21 protein-coding genes are annotated in these 24,234 nt (G+C 67.3%); 10 read left to right on the top strand and 11 right to left on the bottom strand.

Annotation, left to right across the window (positions count from 1 at the left end; translation table 11 throughout):
* Positions 1-115: 115 nt before the first annotated feature.
* The 3 genes from yghU to KVG96_RS11275 all read right to left on the bottom strand — a co-directional run bounded on the left by yghU (position 116) and on the right by KVG96_RS11275 (position 2,694).
* Positions 116-955 (bottom strand): glutathione-dependent disulfide-bond oxidoreductase, encoded by an 840-nt coding sequence (gene yghU / locus KVG96_RS11285; protein ID WP_217892135.1) that lies wholly within the window; start codon positions 953-955, stop codon positions 116-118.
* A 138-nt stretch (positions 956-1,093) separates the two neighbouring features.
* Positions 1,094-2,008, bottom strand: a complete 915-nt coding sequence (locus KVG96_RS11280; RefSeq protein WP_217892134.1) for a bifunctional helix-turn-helix transcriptional regulator/GNAT family N-acetyltransferase — start codon at positions 2,006-2,008, stop codon at positions 1,094-1,096.
* 56 nt (positions 2,009-2,064) lie between these two features.
* Positions 2,065-2,694 carry a DUF3885 domain-containing protein gene (locus KVG96_RS11275; RefSeq protein ID WP_217892133.1) on the bottom strand — a complete coding sequence of 210 codons (630 nt, stop codon included), beginning with the start codon at positions 2,692-2,694 and terminating at the stop codon, positions 2,065-2,067.
* A gap of 335 nt (positions 2,695-3,029) precedes the next feature.
* Here KVG96_RS11275 and KVG96_RS11270 point away from each other — a divergent pair, with 335 nt between their 5' ends.
* The 6 genes from KVG96_RS11270 (at position 3,030) to KVG96_RS11245 (ending at position 9,529) form a co-directional block, all read left to right on the top strand.
* Complete coding sequence (locus KVG96_RS11270; protein ID WP_437180489.1) at positions 3,030-4,394, top strand: NAD(P)/FAD-dependent oxidoreductase; 1,365 nt, start codon at positions 3,030-3,032, stop codon at positions 4,392-4,394.
* Positions 4,395-4,531: 137 nt separating this feature from the next.
* Positions 4,532-6,016, top strand: a complete 1,485-nt coding sequence (locus tag KVG96_RS11265) for a flavin monoamine oxidase family protein (RefSeq protein WP_217892132.1) — start codon at positions 4,532-4,534, stop codon at positions 6,014-6,016.
* Positions 6,017-6,025: 9 nt separating this feature from the next.
* On the top strand, positions 6,026-6,688 hold the full coding sequence (locus KVG96_RS11260; RefSeq protein ID WP_217892131.1) for a c-type cytochrome: 663 nt from the start codon (positions 6,026-6,028) through the stop codon (positions 6,686-6,688).
* Positions 6,689-6,703: 15 nt separating this feature from the next.
* Positions 6,704-7,366, top strand: a complete 663-nt coding sequence (locus KVG96_RS11255) for a hypothetical protein (RefSeq protein WP_217892130.1) — start codon at positions 6,704-6,706, stop codon at positions 7,364-7,366.
* Positions 7,367-7,388: 22 nt separating this feature from the next.
* On the top strand, positions 7,389-8,873 hold the full coding sequence (locus KVG96_RS11250; protein ID WP_217892129.1) for a flavin monoamine oxidase family protein: 1,485 nt from the start codon (positions 7,389-7,391) through the stop codon (positions 8,871-8,873).
* The gene (locus KVG96_RS11245; RefSeq protein WP_217892128.1) at positions 8,873-9,529 is read left to right on the top strand and encodes a c-type cytochrome; all 657 of its coding nucleotides are present in this window, start codon (positions 8,873-8,875) and stop codon (positions 9,527-9,529) included. The genes KVG96_RS11250 and KVG96_RS11245 overlap by 1 nt, the downstream gene beginning before the upstream one ends.
* Positions 9,530-9,565: 36 nt before the next feature.
* Here the strand turns inward: KVG96_RS11245 and KVG96_RS11240 are convergent, their stop codons facing one another.
* The 5 genes from KVG96_RS11240 to KVG96_RS11220 form a co-directional block, all read right to left on the bottom strand.
* On the bottom strand, positions 9,566-10,228 hold the full coding sequence (locus KVG96_RS11240; protein ID WP_217892127.1) for a TetR/AcrR family transcriptional regulator: 663 nt from the start codon (positions 10,226-10,228) through the stop codon (positions 9,566-9,568).
* Between the two features lie 128 nt (positions 10,229-10,356).
* Positions 10,357-10,773 carry a RidA family protein gene (locus KVG96_RS11235; RefSeq protein ID WP_217892126.1) on the bottom strand — a complete coding sequence of 139 codons (417 nt, stop codon included), beginning with the start codon at positions 10,771-10,773 and terminating at the stop codon, positions 10,357-10,359.
* A complete protein-coding gene (locus tag KVG96_RS11230) occupies positions 10,770-11,498 on the bottom strand; it encodes a phytanoyl-CoA dioxygenase family protein (RefSeq protein ID WP_217892125.1) in 729 nt (242 codons plus the stop codon). Before KVG96_RS11230 ends, KVG96_RS11235 begins: the two co-directional genes overlap by 4 nt.
* A gap of 97 nt (positions 11,499-11,595) precedes the next feature.
* On the bottom strand, positions 11,596-12,576 hold the full coding sequence (locus tag KVG96_RS11225) for an alpha/beta hydrolase (protein ID WP_217892124.1): 981 nt from the start codon (positions 12,574-12,576) through the stop codon (positions 11,596-11,598).
* Positions 12,577-12,584: 8 nt separating this feature from the next.
* Positions 12,585-14,081, bottom strand: a complete 1,497-nt coding sequence (locus KVG96_RS11220; RefSeq protein WP_217892123.1) for a flavin-containing monooxygenase — start codon at positions 14,079-14,081, stop codon at positions 12,585-12,587.
* A 142-nt stretch (positions 14,082-14,223) separates the two neighbouring features.
* Between KVG96_RS11220 and KVG96_RS11215 the strand changes: the two genes are divergently transcribed.
* Complete coding sequence (locus KVG96_RS11215; RefSeq protein ID WP_217892122.1) at positions 14,224-15,231, top strand: AraC family transcriptional regulator; 1,008 nt, start codon at positions 14,224-14,226, stop codon at positions 15,229-15,231.
* 21 nt (positions 15,232-15,252) lie between these two features.
* On the opposite strand, the gene KVG96_RS11210 is transcribed toward KVG96_RS11215, so the two are convergent.
* From KVG96_RS11210 to KVG96_RS11200, 3 genes are all read right to left on the bottom strand, one after another.
* On the bottom strand, positions 15,253-15,981 hold the full coding sequence (locus tag KVG96_RS11210; RefSeq protein ID WP_217892121.1) for a hypothetical protein: 729 nt from the start codon (positions 15,979-15,981) through the stop codon (positions 15,253-15,255).
* A gap of 27 nt (positions 15,982-16,008) precedes the next feature.
* Positions 16,009-17,601 carry a GMC family oxidoreductase gene (locus KVG96_RS11205; RefSeq protein ID WP_217892119.1) on the bottom strand — a complete coding sequence of 531 codons (1,593 nt, stop codon included), beginning with the start codon at positions 17,599-17,601 and terminating at the stop codon, positions 16,009-16,011.
* A gap of 121 nt (positions 17,602-17,722) precedes the next feature.
* Positions 17,723-18,340: a TetR/AcrR family transcriptional regulator gene (locus tag KVG96_RS11200; protein WP_217892471.1), complete on the bottom strand. Its 618-nt coding sequence runs from the start codon at positions 18,338-18,340 to the stop codon at positions 17,723-17,725.
* Positions 18,341-18,474: 134 nt separating this feature from the next.
* Between KVG96_RS11200 and KVG96_RS11195 the strand changes: the two genes are divergently transcribed.
* From KVG96_RS11195 to KVG96_RS11185, 3 genes are read left to right on the top strand one after another with little or no spacing between them, the layout of a single operon-like run.
* Positions 18,475-19,638, top strand: a complete 1,164-nt coding sequence (locus tag KVG96_RS11195; protein ID WP_217892117.1) for a MexC family multidrug efflux RND transporter periplasmic adaptor subunit — start codon at positions 18,475-18,477, stop codon at positions 19,636-19,638.
* Between the two features lie 26 nt (positions 19,639-19,664).
* Positions 19,665-22,814 carry a multidrug efflux RND transporter permease subunit gene (locus KVG96_RS11190; RefSeq protein ID WP_217892116.1) on the top strand — a complete coding sequence of 1,050 codons (3,150 nt, stop codon included), beginning with the start codon at positions 19,665-19,667 and terminating at the stop codon, positions 22,812-22,814.
* A 4-nt stretch (positions 22,815-22,818) separates the two neighbouring features.
* On the top strand, positions 22,819-24,231 hold the full coding sequence (locus KVG96_RS11185; protein ID WP_217892115.1) for an efflux transporter outer membrane subunit: 1,413 nt from the start codon (positions 22,819-22,821) through the stop codon (positions 24,229-24,231).
* The last annotated feature ends 3 nt before the right edge of the window (positions 24,232-24,234 follow it).

The raw sequence follows: 24,234 nt of genomic DNA, 5'->3' as shown, positions 1-24,234 counted from the left end.
CCGATAAGGCGAGCCTGCAAAGCTGGTACAGCGGAGAACGTGAAGTGCGCTAAAGCAAAAACGGCCGGTCAAGCTTTGGCTTGACCGGCCGTTCCATCAGAAATGCCCCGCGTCCTCACCCCAAATCCTCATCCCGATGCCGCTCCGGCACCTGGCTCGCCTCGTCGCCCCAGGTGCGGTTGACGCGCATTCCGCGCTGCACCGCCGGCCGCTTGGCGATCTCTTCCGCCCAGCGCAGCACGTGGGTGTATTGCTGCGCGTTGAGGAATTCGGCGGCGGCGTAGACGTTGTTGCGCACCAGTTGCCCGTACCACGGCCAGACAGCGATGTCGGCGATGGTGTAGGTGTCGCCGGCCAGGTAGGCGCTTTCGCCGAGGCGGCGGTCCAGCACGTCCAGTTGGCGCTTGGCTTCCATGGTGAAGCGGTTGATCGGGTATTCGAACTTCTCCGGCGCATAGGCGTAGAAGTGGCCGAAGCCGCCGCCCAGGTAGGGGGCCGAGCCCATTTGCCAGAACAGCCAGTTCAGGGTTTCGGTGCGGCCGGCCGGGTCGGAGGGGAGCAGGGCGCCGAACTTTTCCGCCAGGTACAGCAGGATCGAGCCGGACTCGAACACGCGGATGGCCGGTTCCACGCTGCGGTCCAGCAGCGCCGGGATCTTCGAGTTCGGGTTGACCTCGACGAAGCCGCTGGAGAACTGATCGCCTTCGCCGATGCGGATCAGCCAGGCATCGTACTCAGCGCCCGTGTGCCCCAGGGCCAGCAGTTCTTCGAGCAGGATGGTGACCTTCACGCCGTTGGGCGTGGCCAGCGAATACAGCTGCAGCGGATGCTTGCCCACCGGCAGGGCCTTGTCGTGGGTCGGCCCGGCCACCGGGCGGTTGATGTTGGCGAACTGGCCGCCGGACGGCGCTTCGTGTTTCCAGACTTTGGGCGGGACGTAGGGCGTTTTGCTCATGAATCGAACCTCATCGTGAAGTAGCCGAATGACGTGAGCCCCGCCGGCAACGGCGGGCCTTTGGCGACAGGACACCACAGAACCGCCCCTAAACTCCACCCGGTGATGGTCGAATCCGTTGTTCAGGGCCGGTCAGCGTCACAGATCCACCGCCCAGGTCTGGCTGACGAGATCCTTGCCGAAGCTGTGCATCGGCTCCTCTTCGACCAGTCGGAAGCCGGCCTTCTGGTACAGCCGGCGGGCGTCGGTAAGGATGTCGACCGTCCACAGCATCATCGTCTTGTAGCCGGCCTGGCGGGCGAAACGCAGGGTCTCGTCGACCAGGCGCTTGCCGATCCCCAGGCCCCGGGCGCCGGCATCGACGTAGAGCATCCGCAGCTTGGCCGTGGTGGCGTCATGGCGGACGACAAAGACCGACCCGACCACCCGGCCGTCCTTCTCCGCGATCCAGCAGCGCTCGGCGCTCGGGTCGAACTCGCGCAGGTACTTGGCGACGATCTCGGCCACCAGCGCCTCGAACTCGTGGTTCCAGCCGTACTCGCGGGTGTAGAGCTCGGCCTGCTGCTGGACGACGGCGCCCATGTCGCCGGCCTTGGGGTCGCGCAAGAGGTAGGACGGTTCGCCGCCGCCCAGCAGGTTCTGCACCCGCTTCATCGCCTGGATCAGCTCCTCCTGCCGGGGTTCGGGCAGGCGCTGCAACAGGGCGATGACCTCTTCGCGGGAGGCGTGTTCCAGGGTGGCCAGCACTTGCCGGCCCTGGTCGGTGAGCCCGAGGCACGAGGCGCGGGCGTCGGTGGCGGAGCGAGTCTTGTCGATCAGCCCCTTTTTCTCGAAACCGCTGATGACCCGGCTCAGGTAACCCGCGTTCAGCCCCAGCATCTGGCAGAGGTCGGCGCCGGTGAGGTCGGCCCGCGAGCCCAGTTCGTAGAGGATGCGGCTTTCGGTCAGCGAGAACTCGCTGCGCAGCAGGTGTTCCTGCAATACGCCGATCTGTTGGGTGTAGAAGCGGTTGAAGCGGCGGACGGTTTCGGCGCGCTCGATGATCGGGGACATGGTGAAAGACCCTATGGTTGCCTGAGGCAAATATATAGTTGCTTCAGGCAATCATGTCAATCATCCCCTGATTCGGCGAAGGTCGCGTCCATCGCCTCCCGGTCATAGTCCAGCAAGTACGCCTGGTGCTTGCGGTACAGCCGCGAAAGCAGCGTCTTGTTGGGGCCGACCACGTCCATGCCCCTGTCGTCATAGGGGAACGCCATGACCTGCCGGTTCAGGTTGAAGAGGTAAAAGGCGCAGCCGGGTTTGGGCCTGATGGCGCCGAAGTCGCTGGCCATGGCGCACCAGAGGACGGCTTGGAGCAGATCCGATGGGGCTTCGAACGCGACGTTGACCCAGTACTCGGGCACCGCCTCGTCAAACCATTCGTCGTCGATCATCTCGCTCCAGACCGAGCGGACGGCGGGTATCTGGATGCCCGCTGACCGCAGCGCCAGGAGCGTGGGGCGATGAGCCATCGGGTTGCCGCGGGAATGGGTTCGCAAACAGACGGTGAGCGAATCTTCGCCGTCGAAGACATCGCGGCAGACCTCGGTCGATTTGCGCAGCGCTGTCAGAAACTGCTCGATCATCCCGCCGCCTTCGGAGAGCCCGAAGCGCAGCCCGCCCGGACAGGCATAGAACAGCGGGCGGGCGAACGCCTGGCCGTCGAACAGATGGTCGATTTCACGCTGCAGGTTCATCTCTTTCCTTTTTGATTTTCAAACCGAGGGTGAGGAGGGGTGCACCAATTAAGTAACACTTGTTTCTTTAATTCACAGGAACCGTGCACGATCCTGCCCGGCTTGGCTTTTGCGGGGCGGCGGCTTGTCGGTGTGAGCAGCGTAATGGTTTGATTTCCCTTAAGAAAGAATATCCAGGCGTGCGGTTGGCATGTCGCTTGCTCTTGTTTGCGTGACTTGGTCAAGTGATCAAGTCAAATGGTTTTGACGGGCCGCTTCTGTTTTTTCGCAATGGCCGCCCGCCGAAGCACCACGAGATCGGCCTGAAAAACACCAGGCAGAGCAGGAGACTTGCCATGTCCATGACCCGCGGGAACCCATCCAGCCCGTCGGCCGCCAAACCGGGACCGTTTCGCAGCCTGGGCGGCTGGCTTGAGCGCCCGGACGATATCCAGCCGTGCCTTTGCGGCGACGACAGCGCCGATGTGATCGTGGTGGGCGCCGGGTTCGCCGGCCTCTGCACGGCGCTGGAGCTCACGGCCCTGGGCGCGAAAGTGATTGTCCTCGAGCAGGAATTCGCCGGCTTCGGCGCCAGCGGCCGCAACGCCGGTTACCTCGGCGGGGGGCAGGGGCTGGAGTACGAGCTGTTCCTCAAGCGCGTCGGCCATGAGCAGGCCCGGTCCATCATCCGCTTCTACGACGAAGGTGTCGGCTATGTCGAAAGAAAGCTGGGCGAGCTTGGCATCGACTGCGACTACAACCCCTCGGGCATCATCCGTGCCGGCGTACATCCCTCCCAGGAAAAACGCTTGCGCGAGAGCATGGAACTGGGCGTCTCGCTGGGTTCGCCGGCGACCTTCCTGGATCACGCGCAGATGCGGGCGCGGGGCATTCCGCCGGCGTTCCTGTTCGGCTGTCACATTCCCGGCGGCGGCACGCTGAACCCCGGCAAGTACGTCCTGGGCCTGCGCCGCGCGGCGATTCGCGCGGGCGTGCGGCTCTACGAGAACACGCCGCTGCTCGGCTACAGCGAAGGCCCTGTGATCGAGTGCAAGACGCCGCAAGGCAGTGCCCGCGCGCCGCACCTGGTGTTCGCCACCAACGCCTACACCCCGCAGCTCGGGCTGCTGCGCGACAAGGTCATGCCCATCAAGGTCTCGGCCATCGAGACCCGGCCGCTGTCGCCGGCGCAGCTGGCGTCGCTGGGCTGGCCGAACCGCGAAGGGATCATGACTTCCCACCTGACCATGGAAAGCCACCGCCTGACCGCCCACAACACTCTGGTGCTGACCACCAAACGCATCAGTTACGTGTACGGCAGCAAGACCCCCAACGAGCCGGACCACGTCGCCTACCAACAACTGGCCATCGCGCTCCACCAACGTTTCCCGACGCTGCGCGGGCTCGACATCCAGCATTGCTGGAGCGGATACATCAGCCTGGCGTTCGACGCCTTGCCGGTGGTGGGCGAAACGGGCAAGCAGCAGAACATCCATTACACCGCCGGCTGCTCGGGGCATGGCGTGGCCACGCAATCGTTCATCGGCCATCTGCTGGCGGAACGCATCGGCGGCATCGAGCACCCGCTGCTGGCCGCCTTGCGCCACAAGACGCCGTCGCTGCTGCCGGAGCCGTTGCAGTGGTGCGCGATGACGCTGGCGCTGGGCGCCGCGCATCAACTGGACAGCTTCACCAACCGACGGGTGCACAAGGCCGGCTGAGCCCCGCGCCGGCGCAGGCCGCCGTTCACGACACCGTTTGACCCTGCTGCGCGGATCGCCGTGTCCGGGCGGACAGGCCTCGCTTTGCCCGAAGAAAGAGCGACCCCATCAGAAGACCACTTGCGTGAGGTAGGAACATGGACAAGCCGTACTCCCCCGGGAGTCCGTTCGAATTGCCGCGAAGGCAACTGCTCAAACTGGCCGGCGCCTCGATGGCCGTCGGCGGCCTGGGCCTCAGGATCGGCCTGGCCGACGCCAGCGACACGGCAGAGGACGTTGCCGGTGACGTGCTGGACGTGGCGATCATCGGCGCGGGCCTGGCCGGGCTGACGGCCGCCCGCGATCTGCGACGGGCCGGCTGCGAAGCGTTCGCCGTGCTGGAGGCAAGGGATCGGGTGGGCGGTCGCACGCTCAATCACGACCTGGGCTCGGGCTTCGTGTCCGAGGCCGGCGGGCAGTGGATCGGTCCGGGCCAGACCGCCGTGGCGGACCTGGCCCGGGAACTGGAGGTGGGGACGTTCCCCAGCTACTACCAAGGCCGCACGGTGATTCTCGGCGGGGCCGACGGGCGTGTCGAAGTCGACCTGGAAGGCACCTTCGGCACCGATGAAACCCTGGCGGCCAAACTCAGCGAACTGTCGCGGGACGTGCCGTGCGGGGCGCCGTGGACTTCTTCGCGGCTCGCCGAACTGGACAAGCTGTCGATGGGCGACTGGCTGGCCGGGCAGGGCGTCAGGCCTGAGGACCGCTCCGGCTGGGACGTGAGCCTGTCGCTGACCTGCGGAGTGCCGCCGGCGAAGATGGGCCTGCTGCACTACCTGTCGATGATCAATTCGGCCGGTTGCGAATATGCACGGCTGGACTCGATCAAGGACAGCGCCCAGGGCACCCGGCTGATCGGCGGCTCGCAGTTGCTGTCGATCAGGATGGCCGAGGCCTTGGGGCCGAAGGTGCGCCTGTCGTGCCCGGTGCGGCGGATCTCGGACTGGGGGCAGCCGGTCGTCACGCTGCACACCGACCGGGGCCCGGTGCGCGCCCGCAAGGTGATCATGGCGATCCACCCGGCGCTGTGCCATCAACTGACCTTCGACCCGCCGTTGCCCGCCGGGCGCGCGGCCCTGCAAAGCGCCTGGCCGGCCCATGCGCCGGCGCGCAAGACGGTGATGGTCTACCGCCGCCCGTTCTGGCGCGACAAGGGTCTGAACGGCCACACCCTGCAACTCAACGGCCCGATCCTCTGGGCTTACGACAATTCGCCGCCGGGGGGCGAGATCGGCGTGATCAACGCCTTCATCGTCAACGCCAAAGTCCCCTCCGACCTGGACGACGCGAAACACCTGTTGGCGCAGACCTACGCGAAAAGCCTGGGAGAGGAGGCCTTGAACCCCGTGTCGTACAGCGAGCACGACTGGGGTTTCGCCGACCCGTGGACGATCACCTGCGTCTCGCCGATCCCGCCGGGGTTCTGGAGTGCCCATGGCGCTTGCCTGCACCCGTCCTGCGGCAACCTCTACTGGTCGGGCACCGAAACCGCCGACATCTGGGCCGGCTACATGGACGGCGCGGTGCGCTCGGGGCACCGCAGTGCCCTGCAAGTGCTCAACGCGTTGCGTCAGGGCTAGGGAGCACACATGAAAAAACGCATCGCATGGGGCGTGCTGGCCGTGACCGCGTCGCTCGCCGCTTTCTACGGCCGGGACCTGCTCGGCCTCTATCACCTGCAGCAGTACATCGGCGACTCGGCCCAGGCCTACGAGTCCGAAGGGCCGTGGCCGCACCTGACCGACGTCTGCACCGGTTGCCACGGCAACGGCGGCCGCTCGCTGCATCAACGCTACCCGAGCCTGGCCGGCCAGCCGGCGCCGTACCTGATCCACCAGTTGCAGCAGTTCGCCGATGGGCAGCGCCGGGCGCCGAACATGGAGCCGCTGGCCAAGACCCTGGGCGACGCGGACATCCGCGCTTTGGCGGACTACTTCGCCCGTCAGAGCCCGCCCGACAACCAGAGCTTTCGGCCCGATGCCGGCCTGCTGGACGCGGGCAAGCAACTGGTGACCACCCGCGGCTGCGTCGCCTGCCATGGCCAAAGCCTGCAAGGCGCCGCCGGGTTCCCGCGTCTGGCCGGGCAGGGCGTCGACTACCTGCGGGCGCAGCTCGACGCGTTCGCCGACGGCCAGCGCCGCGAACCGACCGGCGCCATGCAGGCCATGGCCGCCGCGCTGTCGGCGGACGAACGCAAGGCGATCGCCCATTACCTGGCTTCAGCCAACCCACCACTACAACAACAACCCTGAAACGAGCGTGCCGCCATGGATCTTCGAAACATCGCTATCTGCATTGCCGCGTTCCTGCTGGTCTTGTCCGGCGTCGTGCATGGCATCAAGTTCCTGCGCAAGCGCAACGTGCTGCTGGGGCTCGAGTGCCTGGTCGTGGCGTTTTCCGCGACCAACGCCTTGCTGTACTTCCTGATGGGCTGGGAGGTGTCCTACGTCATCTCGTTCTTCTGCGATGCGTTTTCCCGGGGCTTCGGCATCCCGGTGATCGCGGTGATCGGCATGATGGCCGTCACCCATGGCTACAAGCCGCAGCTCACCAAGGACATCCTGCTGTTCGCGGCTGCCCTGGCGGCGACGTTCGGGCTGGTGCTGTCCAGCGCCATCGCCAAGCCGCTGCCGTACTTCTACCTGGTCACCTGGAGTGCCTACTCGCTGTACCTGGTGTGGGTGGTGTGTCGGCTGGTGAGCGTCGGCGAACACCGGGCGGCCATCGGCCTGGCGCTGGCCATGCTCAGCGGTCAGGCCATCGCCAGCATCTACGACTTCTACAAAATTCCGGGGGACGAGACCAACGTCGTCCTGAACTTCTACACCCTGGCCATGGTGACCTGGGCCTTCTGCCTGATGCAGATGCATGTCGCCTATTGCGCGCTGGAGCGTTCGAAGAACGCCGCGTACCCGCTGCAACCCTGCTGAACCGACCGAGGACTAGGCAACGATGAACACAGAAAACTGCGAATTGCCCCTTGAGGCCGCCCAGCGGCGCCGGTTGTTGCAGGCGCTCGGGGCGGCGGCGGTGGTCGGCGGCCTGGCGTTGAGCGGGCGGGCCGCTGCACAGCAGCCATCGACGCCCGAGGACGTGCTCGATGTGGCGATCCTCGGTGCCGGCCTGGCGGGCCTGACCGCGGCGCGGGACTTGCTGGCGGCCGGTTGCGAATCTTTCCAGGTGCTGGAGGCCCGGGACCGGGTGGGCGGGCGCACCTACAACCACGACCTGGGCGGTGGCGTGGTGTCCGAGGCCGGCGGCCAGTGGATCGGCCCGGGCCAGACCGCCATCGCCGATCTGGCCCGGCAACTGGAGGTGGACACGTTCCCGACCTATTACCAAGGCAAGACGGTCTACCTGCTGGGCGACGCCAGCGTGCAGGAAGACGCCAGCGGCGGACCGAACGCCAACGCGGTGCTGGTGGGCAAGCTCAACGCAATGTCCCGCGCGGTGCCGGCCGCCGAGCCGTGGACGGCGCAGAACGCTGCCGCCCTCGACGGGCAGACCGTCGGCGAATGGCTCAGCCGCGAGGGCGCAAGCCCGGTCGACCGGATCGGCTTCGACATGTCGGTGAGCCTGAGCTTCGGCAGTTCGCCGGCCGGTGTGAGCCTGCTGCATTACCTGTCGATCATCAACACCTCCGGCTGCAGCCTCGAAACGCTGGAAGGCATCAAGGACGGCGCCCAGGAAACCCGCTTCGTCGGCGGCTCGCAGCGGCTGGCCCTGAAGATGGCCGAAGGGTTGGGCGACAAGGTCAGGCTGTCGTGCCCGGTGCGCAGGATCGTCGGTTGGGATCGGGACATCGTCGAGCTGCACACCGACCAGGGCGTCGTCCGCGCCCGGCAGGTGATCGCCGCGCTCAACCCGGCGCTGTGCAACCGGATCGAGTTCGATCCGCCGCTGCCCGAGGGGCGCGCGCAGTTGCAGCGCCGCTGGCCGGCCCACGCGCCGATGCGCAAGACCGTGCATGTGTACGACCGGCCGTTCTGGCGCGACCAGGGCCTGAACGGGCAGGTCGTGCAGGTGGAGGGGCCGTTGATCTGGTCCTACGACAATTCGCCGCCGGACGGCCGGGCCGGCGTGCTCAACGCGTTCGTCCGCACCGGGCAGTTGCCGAGCGATGCCGGGCGTGCCGAGGCGATCCTGTCGGACATCTACGCCCGCGCCTTGGGCGACGAAGCCCTGCGCCCCCGGCAGTTTCACGATCACGACTGGGGCAAGGCCGATCCCTGGTCACTGAGCTGCATCGCACCGCTGCCGCCGGGTTTCTGGACGCAGTGGGGCCGGCACTTGAGGCCGTCCGTGGGGCGGCTGATCTGGTCCGGCACCGAGACCGCCGAGGTCTGGCCGGGGGCGATGGACGGCGCTGTGCGCTCAGGCCGCCGGGCGGCGCTGCAAGCCTTGCAGGCGCTGACGCAGCGCAGGAGGACGACCTGATGAAGCGGATCATCCGGACCGCAACGGCGTTGGCGGCCGTGTCCGCGGCGGCGTTCGCCGGGGTCTACGGCCCCGAGATGTGGCAGGGCTACCGGTTCACGCAGAACCTGGACGCCCATGACGCGCACTACCAGGCCAGCGTCGGCCCCTGGCCGCAGTTGCAGGACACCTGCGCGCTGTGCCACGGCGCCAACGGCCAAGCGGCCAATGCCCGGTATCCGGCGCTGGCCGGTCAGCAGGCGGCGTACCTTGAGGCGCAATTGCGCGCCTTCGCCCAAGGGCGCCGGCACAGCCCGACGATGGAAGCGCTGGCGGCGAGCCTGAGCGACGAGCAGATCAAGCGCCTGGCGGACTACTACGCGAAGCAGCCGCCGGGGCCGGGCGAGCCCGACGGCAACGTCAAGGCGCTGGAGGCACAAGGCAAAACCGTGTTCGCCGCCAAGGGTTGCGCGGCTTGTCACGGCAACGAAGCGGCGGGTGGCCCGCTGGCGCCGCGCATCGCCGGGCAGGGACGTTTCTATCTGGCGGATCAGTTGCACGGGTTCAAGCAGGGCAGCCGCCGGGATCCGGGGCAGGCGATGAACGCCATGGCGGCGGGGCTGTCGGAGGCCGACATCGACGCCGTCAGCGCCTGGTTGGGCGGCCAGGCGCGATGAGGCGAGCGGCGGCCGGCAGGGAGGCCCGCCGCCGGTTCAGCGCACGGGCGCGAGCAGCGTCATCACGGTCGTCAGCAAGGCGTCCTTGTTGGCCGGGGTGAACCGTTCGGGCTCGATGGGCTTGGCCATCATCCAGCCGTCGCCCATGGCGCTGAGCAGGTCGGCGAGCAGGGTGGCGTCCACGTCGTTGCGGATCTTGCCGTCGCGCTGCCCCTGGGCCAGCACCGCGCTGAACACCTGCCGGAACCGCGAATAGCGCTCCTCGAAGACCCGGGCGAAGGCCGGCTCGTGCCGGGCGTGGGCCATCAACTGGAACAGGGCCAGCCACGCGTCCGCCTCGTCGGTCTTGGCCAGGTTCAGCCAGTCCTTGATCAGTGCGCCGATGTCCGCGCCGTTGCCGCCGTCGAGCAGGATGTCGAATTGATCGAACAGGTGGCGGGCGGCGGCCGTGACCATTTCTTCCTTGTTGGCGAAGTAGTAGGTGACGGCGCCGGTGGTGCAGCCGGCCTGCTGCGCGACCTTGCGCATCGAGGTGTCGGCGTAGCCTTCGCGGGCGATCACCGAGACCACCGCATTGAGCAGGCCGGTGCGTTTTTCCTCATGGTTGCCCACGGGGCGGCCCCGGCGGGCACGGGGTTCGGGCTGGCCGTCGTCGGCCTGGCGGTGGGCGGCGGGGGCGGGGCGAGGGGCGTCGTGCATGGGAATGGCTGAGCTCCGGGCGCGGTCGTTGCGCAATTGATCCAGTCCCGCACTATAGGAAATTTGCCGGGGGAAAGCATCCGCTCCGGAGCGTCCCGCAGCCGCCCGGGCTGCGGGACGCGTGCCGGTCAGGTGCGGCCGCTGCCGACCACGGCCACGGCGCGGATCTCCACCCGCAACTGCGGCAACGACAGCTGCGAGATGCCCAGGGCGCTCCACGCCGGGTAACGGTCGGGAAAGTACTCGTCCTTGACCTTGGCGAACGCCTTGACGTCGGCTTGCAGGTCGGTGTGGAAGGTCATCAGTTCCACCACGTCGGCCAGGGTCGCGCCGGCCTCTTCAAGCACCGTGCGCAGGGCCTGGAACGCCAGGTACGACTGCTGGGTGATGCCGTCGCCGGGCACGGCGTTGGCGTCTATCCCCACCTGGCCCGAGACCCAGACGATGTCGCCGACACGGTTGGCCTGGGAAAAGTGGTACTGGTCGTAGAACGCTTGCGTGTGGGGCGGGTTGATCAGTTCGCGCTTGGGTGTCGGTTCGCTCATGGCAGTTCTCCACGGTCAGGGCAGATGAGGCGGCGGAAGGTCGGGTGGCGGAACGGGTCGCCCGCTTTCAGGCCGGCCAGCTCGTTGGCGAACAGCGAGCCCTGGGGCGGATAGCCTGAGGCGCTGTCGCTCGGCAGCGGCTGGAACGTGGCGTCGTCGCCGAAGAAACGGAACACGAAGGTGTGTCGGTCCGGGAACGCCGCATCGACCGGCGCGCCGCCGTGCAGCGGTTGGGTCGGGTCGTCCGGGTCGCGGAAGGTGGTGCCGTCGTAGCGTGGGCCGCGGTGGGAGCCGCGCACGATCTCCAGGGCGTTGCGCTTGGGCACGGACTCGAAGCTGATCCACGCGTTACCCCAATGCTCGCCGGCCCAGGGCAGGTAGGACGTGTCCTGGTGCCAGAGGGTGCGCGAGCCGTGGCCGCCGGCCTTGAGGAAGACTTCCTCGGCGAAATACCAGACGTTCTCGCTGCCCCACAGGTCGGCGAACAGGCAGCCCAGGGGCAGGCTCGCCACCAGTGCCTCCAGCCGGTCCTTGGCCACGGGGTTGGCGTTGTCGACGTGGGCCTGCTGCTCGGTGTCGTTGAACATCCGGAAGGCGTTGGGGCCGTGGTTGTCCACGGCCCAGTCGTAGGCTTCCCGGCATTGGGACAGTTGTTGCGGGGTCAGGAATCCTTTGATCAGCACGGCTCCGTCTTCCCGGAACGCCTTGCGAAGAGACGCTTGCATAGCGCTTTCCTCCATCAGTTCGCCACATGGCCGACCGAGCGTATCCGCGTCTTCCACATAAGCGAAACGACTGTTATTTAAATGAATGGAGCACCATTCAACAGTCGGCACTCCAGCCTGCATGAACCCGGACGAAGTCGCAGATGTGCCGTGCGGCCTCACGGGACTGCGGCAGTGCGGCAACCATCTGGAACACATGGGGCAGGTGCCGCCAGACCTCCAGCTGCACCGTCACGCCGGCCGCGCGGGCCTTGGCGGCGGCGCGCACGGCGTCGTCCAGCAGCATCTCGGTGCTGCCGACCTGCAAGAGCAACGGTGGCAGTGCGTGGAAGTCGCCGAACAGCGGCGACACCGCCGGCAGCGAATGCTGTTCGGCGCTGGCGTAGAAGCCCCGGATGCCGATGGCGAAGGCGTGGGTGAACACCGGATCGCGGCGGGCGTTGGTGAGGGCGCTGGCGCCGCTGAGGGTGAAGTCCAGGAACGGCGACAGCAACGCCGCGCAGCAGGGCAGCGGCAGGCCTGCGTGTTTCAGGTGCTGCAAGGTGGCCAGCGCCAGGTTGCCGCCGGCCGAATCGCCGGCCAGCACGATGTGCTGCGGTTTGACGCCCTGGTCCAGTAGCCATTGGTACGCAGTGAAACAGTCTTGCAGCGCCGCCGGGTGCGGCGACTCCGGCGCCAACCGGTAATCGACCATCAAGGCCCGGGCGTCCAGCGCCTTGCACCACGATGCGACCATGCCGGCATAGGTGTCCGCCGTGTAGCCGACGAAGGCGCCGCCATGGAGATAGAGCAGCACGCGTTTCGGCCGGCAGGTCTTGGGCACTAGCCAATGGGCGTTCACGCCGTTGCAGTCCACCCGTTGGCGCTGCACGCCGGCCAGCAACCGGTGCGGCGCCTGGCGGTCGAGTTTCGCCAGTTGATCGCGCAGCGCGGCGATGTCGATGCGCAACCCGTGCCGCCACTTGACGGTGAGGCGCAGCAGGCCGTTGAGCAGCGCGCCGATCAAACGGCCCCGGCGGGGACGGACGAAGCGGGTGTGGCCGGGTTCGCGGGTCGAGCCTTGTCTTAGGGATGTCATCGCCCACCTCACAGCAGCGCGGTTGTGCGCGGGGCGGGCTGCGCCTGGCGCAGCGGCTGGAACGTCAGGCGCGGATCCTCGACCGGATCCTTGAGCAGCATTTGCTTGTCGGCGCTGTAGTTCATCAGCACGCGCCACGGATGCGCCTTGCCCTGGCGCGGCAGGATCTGCCGGTCGCGCTGGATGTAGCCGGACTTCATCGAGTCCATGATGCCGTCGTTCAAGGCGTTGCCGTCGTCGTCAATCGGAGCGACGGTTTCCAGGCCGTGCCGGTCCATGAACTTGAACAGGCGGCACAGGTACCTGGCAGACAGGCTGACCTTCAGCGTCCAGGAAATGTTGGTGTAACCGAAGATCCACGCCAGGTTGGGCAGGTTCTCCAGCAGCACGCCCTTGTAGGTCAGGTGCTCGTTGACCGGGTAGGGCACGCCGTCGACCGACAGCGTCAGGCCCCCCAGCAATTGCAGCTTGAGGCCGGTGGCCGTGACGATGATGTCGGCGTCCAGGTGCTGGCCGGACTTGAGCAGGATGCCGCGCTCGGTGAACCGCTCGATGCGGTCGGTCGCCACGCTGGCCTTGCCCTGGCGCACGGCCTTGAACAGGTCGCCGCCGGGCACGGCGCACAGGCGCTCGTCCCAGGGCATGTAGGCCGGGGTGAAGTGGCGCATGTCGACGCCGGGGCCGACCTGGCGCCGGACATGGCTGAGCAGGAACTTGCGCATCAGCGTCGGCCAGCGCCGGCACGCCACGTAGACCCAGCGGTACATCAGGATGTTGCGCTTGCGCGCCAGTGCGTAGGCCCACCGGGGCGGCATGAGGTGCGTGAGCGCGGCGGTCAGCTTGTCTTCGGCCGGCAAAGAGTAGATGTAGGAGGGCGAGCGCTGCAGCATGGTGACGTGCCCGGCGGTCTGCGCCATGGCCGGGATCAGCGTGGCGGCGGTGGCGCCGCTGCCGATCACCACGACGCGCTTGCCGGTGTAGTCCAGGTTCTGCGGCCAGTGCTGCGGGTGGATCCGCAGGCCTTTGAAGTCTTCCTCTCCGGCGAAGGACGGCAGGAACCCCTCGTCATGGTTGTAGTAGCCGGTGCAGCACACAAGGTGCTTGCAGCGGTAGGTACGCAGGCTGCCGCTGGCCTCGTGCAGGGCGGTCAGGTGCCAGCGCCGGTCGGCGGTGGACCAGTCGGCGCCGATGATCTTCAGGCCGAAATGAATCTTGTCGTCGATGCCGAACGCCTGGGCCGTGTCCTGGATGTACTGGCGCAGGGCGGCGCCGTCGGCCAGCACTTTCGGGCTGTCCCAAGGGCGGAACCGGTAGCCGTAGCTGAGCATGTCCGAATCGGAGCGGATGCCCGGGTAGCGGAACAGATCCCACGTGCCCCCCGCGCAATCGCGCCGCTCCAGGATCGCCAGGCGTTTCTCTGGACATTCTTCGCTCAGGTGGCAAGCGGTTCCGATGCCGGAAAGGCCTGCGCCGATGATCAGTACGTCGTAGTCGTTGTTGTTCATGACGTTGCTCCGGGCACATTGACAAAGCATCGAGGCTCGCTCGACAGCCTGGGTAATGTAGAGGGCGGGCGCAGAAATTGATTGACGGGACATGACAGTCGATTGACATTTGGCGACACCCTGACCGCACAAGAGCACAACAATGAGTCATCTGATCCGGGCGACAAACCTGTGGGGCTACGACGAACTGGTCCGCGAGCTGGGGGGCGACCCGCAGCGCCTGCTCGGCCGTTTCCACATTCCGCCGGCCCATGAGCGGCCGGACGACGCGTTCTACCTGTACCGCAGCGCGTCCCTGCTGCTGGAGGCGACGGCGGTGGAGCTCAAGTGCGCCGACTTCGGCTTGCGGCTCGCCCGGTGGCAGGGGCTGGAGATCCTCGGACCGGTGGCGGTCATCGCCCGCAACTGCGCCACCGTGCTGGACGCCTTCGAGGCCATCGCCCGTTACCTCTACATCCACAGCCCGGCGTTGCAGCTCGGCTTCACGCGACATGACGAGGCCGGCTGGGTGCAGTTCGATTACCGGATCAGCGAACTCTCGGCGCCGCAGTTGCGCCAGTCCTACGAGTTGAGCCTGGCCAACGCCCTGCAGATCCTGAAGCTGCTGGCCGGCGAAGGCGCGCACCCGCTGCAGGTGTCGTTCCTGCACCCGCCGCTGAGTCCGGTGCGCGGCTACGAAAAGACCTTCGGCTGCGAAGTGAGGTTCGAACAGGACTGGTGCGGCTGGCGCATGCCTTTGTCGTTGGCCGCGCGCGCCATCGACCACGCCGACGCCCAGACCCTGCATTACGCCACCCGTTACCTGGAATCGAGTTACGCGCCGGGCACCGCCGCGTTGAGCCTGAGGGTCGTCGAGCTGATCGGCCGGCTGCTGCCGACCGGGCACTGCAACATCGAGAACGTCGCCGACGGCGTGACCCTGCATCCGCGCACCCTGCAACGGCGCCTGCACAGCGAAGGGGTGCGCTACGAGGAACTGCTCGACCGCGAGCGGCGCCGGCTGGCCGACCATTACCTGTGCCGCTCGGGGTTGCAGATGGTGCAGATCGCCGGCCTGTTGGGGTATGCCGAGCAAAGCGTGTTCAGCCGCTCGTGCCAGCGCTGGTTCGGCACCACTGCCAAGAAGCACCGCGACCGGTCGCACGCCTGAGGGCGGCCGGTCGCGCGGCGGTCACTTCGCGGTGAGGGGCTGGGTAGCGTTGAGTTCACCCCGGCGCAGCAGCCGCGAGCCGAACAGGATCATCCACAGGGGGAAGACCGCGACGATGACCACCAGCAACCCATAAGACAACCGGTCCATTGCGGGAAAGAACCCCACCGGGAACGCCAGGCCAAAGCACACGCCGACCAGCGCCAGCGGCAAGCGCAGGGACGCGCTCCAGCCGTCGCGCTTCAGTTGCGCGCCGACCACCAGGCCCCAGAACAGCACGACGGGGCCCTCGCACCACCACAAACCTTTTTGCGACGCGGTGGCGATGGCGGTCCAGGCCGCTTCGGCGGCGGCTTTGGTCGCCGGATCGCCTGAGGCATGCAGTTGCGCCAACGGGTTCAGGGCGGCCAGTTGCAGGCAGGCGCCGACCAGCCCGAGCGTCACGTACACCGTGATGGCCAGGGCCGCCATGTCGCCCTGGGCACCCGCCTGCTGTCGGTACTTGCTCCACAGGTGGCCGCCGATGGCCAGCAGCGGCAGGTAGAAGCCCAGCAGGTCGGCGAACATCGACAGCCGGAACAGCTGCCGGGATCCGGCCGGCAGCGCGAGCATCGTCGCGCCTTGCAGGGTGACCGCCATGTCGCCTTGGGTGGCCACGGCCATCAGCCCGACGTTGAGGTAGGCGAACACGCCGCCGAGAATCGCCGCCCAGCCGGTCAGGCGTACGGTCTTGTTGTGATTGGCATTCATTGTTCTGTCTCGCACGAATTCTTGGGTTCAGGCCGACGCCAGCCATTCGGCGCCGCGCTCGGCGATCATGTAGGTGGCCGCGTTGGTGTTGCCGCCGACGAGCGTCGGCATGATCGAGGCGTCGATGACCCGCAGCCCCTCCAGGCCATGCACGCGCAGGCGGTCATCGACCACGGCCGTCTCGTCGTGGCCCATCTTGCAGGTGCCGACCGGGTGGTAAATGGTGTCGGTGCGTCGGCGCAGCAGTTCGATCAACTGCTCGTCGCTGTGCAGATCCTGGCTGTACAGGTCCTTGAGGCCGAAGCGGCCCATCGGCGACTGGGCGAGGATCTCGCGGGTGATGCGGTAGCCCCTGAGCAGGGTCTGCACGTCATCGTCGTGGGCCAGCAGGTTGGGGTCGATGCGCGGGTCGGCCGCCGGGTCGGCGGAGTTCAGGCCCACGCTGCCGACGCTTTTGGGCCGCAGCACGCAGACGTGGCAACTGAAGCCGTGGCCCCAATGCAGCTTGCGGTTGTGGTCGTCCACGGCGCCGATCACCGAATGCAGTTGGATGTCCGGCCGTTCCAGCTCCGGCCGGGTCTTGAGGAACGCCCCGGCCTCGGCGCAGTTGCTCGACAGCGGGCCGCGCCTGTGGCGCACATAGTCGACCACCGCCTTGCCCATTTTCAGGCTGCCGCCCAGCGAGACGCCGAGCAGCGAGGTGTCGGTGCTCCTGTAGCAGAGCACCACGTCCGGGTGGTCGCGCAGGTTCTGCCCGACGCCCGGCAGTTCATGCTGGACGGCGATGCCCTGGGGCTGGAGCTCGGCGGAAGGCCCGATGCCCGACAACATCAAAAGGTGCGGGCTGCCGAAGGTGCCGGCGGCCAGCAGCACTTCCTTGCGCGCCTTGATCGACACCCGTGAACCGTTGAGCGTCAGCTCGACCCCCACGGCCCGTTTGCCTTCCAGCAGGATGCGCCGGGCCCGGGCGCCGGTCAGCACGGTGAGGTTGCTGCGCCGGCGCGCCGGGTTGAGGAACGCGCTGGCGGCGCTCCAGCGGCGGCCGTCGCGGATCGTCACGTCGTAGTAGCCGACGCCTTCCTGGTCTTCGCCGTTGAAGTCGGGGTTGTAGCGGTGCCGGGCCATCCGGCCGGCGGCCACGAAGGCCTCGGTGGCGGGGTGGCGATGGGCGGGGCTGACATGCAGTTCGCCGTCGGCGCCGTGGAAATCGGTGCTGCCCTTGTGGTGCCTTTCGCTCTTGCGAAAGTACGGCAGCACGTCCTCGTACGACCAACCGTCGTTGCCCAGCGCTTGCCAGTCGTCGAAGTCGCTGCGGTGGCCGCGGATGTACACCATGCCGTTGATCGAACTGCTGCCGCCCAGCACCTTGCCCCGGGGCTGGTAGCCCAGGCGCCCGCCCAGGCGCCCGCCCAGGCCCGGTTGCGCGACGGTGTGGAAGGCCCAGTTGACGTGACGGGTCGGCAGGATGGCCGCCACGCCCACCGGCGTGTGGATCAGCGGCGAGGTGTCCGGTGGCCCGGCTTCCAGCAGGCACACCCGGATCCCGGGATCGGCGCTGAGCCGGTTGGCCAACACACAGCCGGCGGAGCCGGCGCCCACGATGATGTAGTCGAATTCCATTGGTGCAGGTCTCGAATGATTGCGAAGAGAGCACCTGGATTCTTGGCCAGTCCCGCGCCGATTGATTGGCTTTGCATGACTGGTTTTTGACTTTGCGCGACGGCCTGCCCGGCCGCCGTCGTCAATGGGCCGCAGCGGTCTGTTCGCCGCCCACGGCGCCGTGCAGGAACATCTGCTCCACCGCCCGGGCCGAGTCGGCCGGCGCCGCACGCCCGCGCTGTTCGGCATCGACGATGCCGTACATCAGTGAGATGAACAGTTCGGTGAGCACGGCCGCCGTGATGTCGATCCGGATGACGCCCAGTTGCTGGCCGCCGAGAAAGAACCGGTCCAGCGCATCGAAATAGGGTTTCCAGCGTGCGTCCGGCTGGTCGAAGTCCAGCGAGTCGGGCCGGTACTGGACCATCAGGAACGCCATCAGTTCGCGGTGCGTCAGGTGCTCGCGGATCAGGCGGCGCAGGGCCTCCTGTGCATCGGCGGGGTCGAGCCGGGCGTTGGCGATGATCATCCTGAGCATGTTTTCGGCATGCAGCTCCAGCCGGTTCAACAGGTTGTCCCGCGTCCCGCAGAAGCGGTGCAGGGTGGCCTTGCTCAGGCCAGCCATCTGCGCCAGTTCCTTCATGGTTGCCCGGGGCCGGCTGACGAACGCCGCCGTCAGGCGCTTGAACAGATGCTCATCGTGGGGCGTCGGTGGATGCGCCCAGTCCAAGGCAGGTGGAGCGGTGGCGGATGCAGGCATTTCTGTCGGGGGCATGGCGCAGACCAGGGTCGGATTCAAGGAAATGACAAAAAACATTCATATGAGACATATTTGACTCATAACGAATCTGAAAGTAGCATTCGCGCCATTCTTGATCAAGCCTTGGGTGTCTCATGGGTAATTTGCGTGCAATAGGGATGGCGAGTTCACTGGCGATGGCCATTGCGCTGGCCGGGTGCGGGGCGGCGGACGATCGGCAGGACGTGGCTGAAGTCCCGCGGCCGGTCGAGGTGGTGCCGGTGGTCACCGAACCGCTGGCGTTGAGCTCGGAGCTGCCGGGCCGGGTCGAGCCGATGCGGGTGGCGGAAGTGCGCGCACGGGTGTCGGGCATCGTCCTGCACAAGCGGTTCGAGGAAGGCGCGGACGTGAAGGCCGGCGACTTGCTGTTCCAGATCGACCCGGCTCCGCTCAAGGCCGCGCTGTCGCGTGCCGAAGGCGAACTGGCCCGGGCCCGCTCGACGCAGCAGGAGGCGCAGGCGCGGCTCAAGCGCTACGAGCCGCTGGTGAAGATCGAAGCGGTCAGCCAGCAGGACTTCGACAGCGCCACCGCCCAGCTGCGCGGCGCCGAAGCGGCTGCGCGCACGGCCCAGGCCGATGTGGAAACGGCCCGTCTCAACCTCGGCTATGCCTCGGTCACCGCACCGATTTCCGGCCGGGTCGGCCGTGCGCTCGTGACCGAAGGCGCGCTGGTCGGGCAGGGCGACGCCACGCTGATGGCGCGGATCCAGCAGTTGGATCCGGTGTATGTCGACTTCACCCAGTCGGCGGCCGACGCGCTGCGCCTGCGTGAGTCGCTCAAGGACGGCAAGCTCTCGGCCAACGGCAACAACGCCTTGTCGATCCGCGTCGAAGGCACGGCCTACGAGCGCCAGGGTGCCCTGATGTTCACCGACGTGGCGGTGGACCGCGGCACCGGCCAGGTGTCGCTGCGCGGCAAGTTCGCCAACACCGACGGCGTGCTGCTGCCGGGCATGTACGTGCGGGTGCGCACGCCTCAAGGCACCGACGGCCAGGCGATCTTGGTGCCGCAGCGCGCGGTGCAGCGCGGCAGCGACGGCGGCGCGACGGTGCTGGTGGTCGGCGCGGACGAGCGGGTCGAGGCCCGCAGCGTGCAGACCGGCGCGATGCAAGGTTCGCGCTGGCAGATCAGCGAAGGCCTGAAGGCCGGTGACCAGGTGATCGTCGGCGGCATGGCCGGCCTGCAGCCGGGCGCCAAGGTCACGGCCAGTCAGGCCCAGGCTCAAGCTCAAGCACAGTTGTCCGGCGCCCATCAGTAAGGCCCGGTGGCCGCGAGGATTTTCCGATGTCCCGATTTTTCATCAACCGCCCGAACTTCGCCTGGGTGGTGGCGTTGTTCATCTCCCTGGCCGGGTTGCTGGCCATCCCGATGCTGCCGGTGGCGCAGTACCCCAACGTCGCGCCGCCGCAGATCAAGGTGACGGCGACCTATCCCGGTGCCTCCGCCAAAGTGCTGGTGGACTCGGTCACCAGCGTGATCGAGGAGTCGCTCAACGGCGCCCGCGACCTGCTGTACTTCGAGTCCACCAACAACTCCAACGGCATCGCCGAAATCGTGGTGACGTTCCAGCCCGGCACCGATCCGCAGCTGGCCCAGGTGGACGTGCAGAACCGCTTGAAGAAGGCCGAGGCGCGCATGCCGCCGGCCGTGCTGACCCAGGGCCTTGAGGTGGAGCAGACCAGCGCCGGCTTCCTGCTGATCTACGCGCTCAACTACAAAGAAGGCGCGCAGCACAGCGACACGACCGCGCTGGGCGACTACGCCGCGCGCAACATCAACAACGAATTGCGCCGTGTGCCGGGCGTTGGCAAGCTGCAGTTCTTTTCCTCCGAAGCGGCCATGCGGGTCTGGATCGACCCGCAGAAACTGGTGGGCTACGGACTGTCCATCGACGACGTGAGCGCGGCCATCCGCGGGCAGAACGTGCAGGTGCCGGCAGGCAGTTTCGGCAGTGCGCCGGGCAGCAGCCAGCAGGAGCTGACCGCCACCCTGGCGGTGAAAGGTACGCTGGACAACCCGCAGGAGTTCGGCCGGATCGTCCTGCGCGCCAACGAAGACGGCTCGACCGTCAAGCTCGCGGATGTCGCGCGGGTGGAAATCGGTCAGGAAAGCTACAACTTCACCTCGCGGCTCAACGGCCGGCCGGCGGTGGCGGCGGCGATCCAGTTGTCGCCGGGCGCCAACGCGCTGCAGACCGCCGCGTCGGTGAAGGCGCGTCTGGCCGAGCTGTCGCAGTATTTCCCGGCTGACGTGGAATACTCCGTCCCGTACGACACCTCGCGGTTCGTCGACGTCGCCATCGAGAAGGTGATCCATACCCTGGTCGAAGCGATGGTGCTGGTGTTCCTGGTGATGTTCCTGTTCCTGCAGAACATCCGCTACACGTTGATCCCGTCGATCGTGGTGCCGGTGTGCCTGGCCGGTACGCTGCTGATGATGTACCTGCTCGGCTTCTCGGTGAACATGATGACCATGTTCGGCATGGTGCTGGCCATCGGCATCCTGGTGGACGACGCCATCGTGGTGGTGGAGAACGTCGAACGGATCATGGCCGAGGAAGGGCTGTCGCCGGTGGACGCCACGGTCAAGGCGATGGGGCAGGTGTCGGGCGCGATCGTCGGCATCACCCTGGTGTTGTCGGCGGTGTTCATGCCGCTGGCGTTCATGTCCGGTTCGGTCGGCGTGATCTACCAGCAGTTCTCGGTGTCGCTGGCGGTGTCGATCCTGTTCTCGGGCTTTTTGGCGCTGACCTTCACCCCGGCGCTGTGCGCCACGCTGCTCAAGCCGATCCCTCACGGGCATCATGAAAAGCGCGGCTTCTTCGGCGCGTTCAACCGTGGCTTCGCCCGGCTCACCGAGCGCTATTCGCTGCTCAACAATGCCCTGGTGATGCGTGCCGGCCGCATGATGCTGGTGTATGTCGGCATCATCGCCATGCTCGGCTACTTCTATGTGCGCCTGCCGGAGTCCTTCGTGCCCGTGGAAGACCAGGGCTACATGATCGTCGACATCCAGTTGCCGCCGGGCGCCACCCGCACCCGCACCGATGCCGCCGGCGCGGAGCTTGAGCGCTACCTCGCCACCCGCGAGGCGGTGGCCTCGACGTTCCTGGTCTCGGGCTTCAGCTTCTCCGGCATGGGCGACAACGCGGCGCTGGTGTTCCCGACCTTCAAGGACTGGTCGCTGCGCAACGAGGAGCAATCGGCCCTGGCGCAAATCAATGCCTTGAACGAGCAGTTCGCCGTGCCCCGCGACGGCGCAGTGATGGCGGTGCCGCCGCCACCGATTGACGGCCTGGGCAACTCCGGCGGTTTCGCCCTGCGTCTGCAGGACCGCGCCGGCCTCGGCCGGGAGGCTCTGATCGCTGCCCGCGACCAACTGCTGGGCCAGGCCAACGGCAACCCGAAAATCCTCTACGCGATGATGGAAGGCCTGGCCGAGTCGCCGCAGCTGCGCGTGGTGATCGACCGCGACAAGGCGCGCACCCTGGGCGTGAGCTTCGAATCGGTCAGCGGCGCCTTGTCGGCGGCGTTCGGTTCCGAGGTGATCAACGACTTCACCAACGCCGGCCGTCAGCAGCGGGTGGTGGTGCAGGCCGAGCAGGGCGACCGGATGACCCCGGAAAGCGTGCTCAAGCTGTACGTGCACAACAGCGCGGGCAATCTGGTGCCGCTCAGCGCGTTCGTCACCACCCACTGGGAAGAAGGCCCGGTGCAACTGGTGCGCTACAACGGTTACCCGTCGATCCGTATCGTCGGCGACGCCGCACCGGGTTCCAGCACCGGCGAGGCCATGGCCGAGATGGAACGCCTGGCTGCGCAGTTGCCGGCGGGCTTCAGCTACGAGTGGACCGGCCTGTCGTACCAGGAGAAAGTGTCCAGCGGCCAGGCCACGCAGCTGTTCGCCCTGGCGATCCTGGTGGTGTTCCTGCTGCTGGTGGCGCTGTACGAAAGCTGGGCGATCCCGTTGACGGTGATGCTGATCGTGCCCATCGGCGCCATCGGTGCGGTGCTGGCGGTGATGGTCACCGGCATGCCCAACGACGTGTACTTCAAGGTGGGCCTGATCACCATCATCGGCCTGGCGGCGAAGAACGCGATCCTGATCGTCGAGTTCGCCAAGGAACTGTGGGAGAAGGGCTACAGCCTGCGCGACGCCGCGCTGGAAGCCGCACGCCTGCGCTTCCGCCCGATCGTGATGACCTCGATGGCGTTCATCCTCGGCGTGGTGCCGCTGGCCCTGGCCACCGGCGCAGGCGCCATGAGCCAGCGGGCCATCGGCACCGGCGTCATCGGCGGGATGCTCAGCGCCACGCTGCTGGGCGTGCTGTTCGTGCCGATCTGCTTTGTCTGGGTGCTGAAAGTGCTGCGCCGCAAACCGGCTCCGATCGAACAGTCCGAGCCTTCCGAAAAACCGGCCCTGGCCCAGGAGTGATCCCATGCGTCTTTCAGCCATTTCCTCGCTGTTGATCGCCCTGGCCCTGGGCGGCTGTTCCCTGGCGCCGACCTACGAGCGGCCCGCCGCGCCCGTGGCCGACCACTGGCGCGGCCAGTCGGCCCCCACCGGTACGGCCATCAACGAACTGTCCTGGCAGACGTTCATCGTCGACCCGCAGTTGAGGGGCCTGATCACCACGGCCCTGGACAACAACCGTTCGCTGCGCCAGACATTGCTGGACATCGAAGAGGCCCGCGCGCAGTACCGCATCCAGCGCGCCGACCGGGTGCCGGGCCTCAACGCCGGGGCCTCGGGCAACCGCCAGCGGCAGCCGGCGGACTTGTCCAACAGCGGCCGTTCAGAAGTCGCCAGTCAGTATCAGGTCGGCCTGGCGCTGCCCGAGTACGAACTGGACCTGTTCGGCCGGGTGAAGAGCCTCAGCGACTCCGCGCTCCAGGAGTTCCTGGCCACGGAGGAGGCGGCCCGCGCCGCGCGGATCGCCCTGATCGCCGAGGTCAGCCAGGCGTACCTGGTGCACGACGGCGCCCAGCGCCGTCTGACGTTGACCCGCCAGACCCTGATCAGCCGCGAATACTCCTTCGCCCTGATCAGCCAGCGCCGCTCGGTCGGCACCGCCAGCGCCCTGGACTATCAGGAAGCGCTGGGGCTGGTGGAGCAGTCCCGCGCCGAGCAGGAGCGCAACCTGCGTCAGAAGCAACAGGCGTTCAACGCCCTGGTGCTGTTGCTCGGCACGCCGGATGCGGCGAAGTCGATCCCGAAGGCTGCTCAGGCCTCGCCGATGCTGGTGCAGGACATCGCGCCGGGCACCCCGTCGTCGCTGATCGAGCGTCGCCCGGACATCCTGGCTGCCGAGCACCGCTTGCAGGCGCGCAACGCCGACATCGGCGCGGCCCGGGCGGCGTTCTTCCCGCGCATCACCCTGACCGGCAGCTTCGGCACCTCCAGCGCGCAGATGTCCGGCCTGTTCGACGGCGGATCGCGCAGTTGGAGCTTCGTGCCGAACCTTTCCGTGCCGCTGTTCGACGGCGGCCGCAACCGCGCCGGGCTGAGCCTGGCCGAGGCGCGCAAGGATTCGGCGGTGGCCGCGTACGAAGGCACGATCCAGACGGCGTTCCGTGAAGTGGCGGACGCCTTGTCGGCCACCGACACCCTGCGCCGCGAGGAACAGGCCCAACGTGCGCTGGCCGACACCAGCCGCGAGACCCTGACCCTGGCCAAGGCCCGCTACGAAGGCGGGATCGACAGCCACCTGCGCTATCTCGATGCCCAGCGCAGCAGCTTCATCGACGAATCGGCTTTGATCGAAGTCGGCACCCAGCGTCAGATCGCGCTGGTGGACCTGTTCCGCTCGTTGGGCGGCGGCTGGCCGGGCGAGAAGCTCGCCAACCGGTAAACG

Origin of the sequence: Pseudomonas ekonensis (assembly GCF_019145435.1) — a bacterium.
GTDB classification, from domain to species: Bacteria; Pseudomonadota; Gammaproteobacteria; order Pseudomonadales; family Pseudomonadaceae; genus Aquipseudomonas; species Aquipseudomonas ekonensis.
This window is presented reverse-complemented; position numbering and strand designations above follow the sequence as displayed.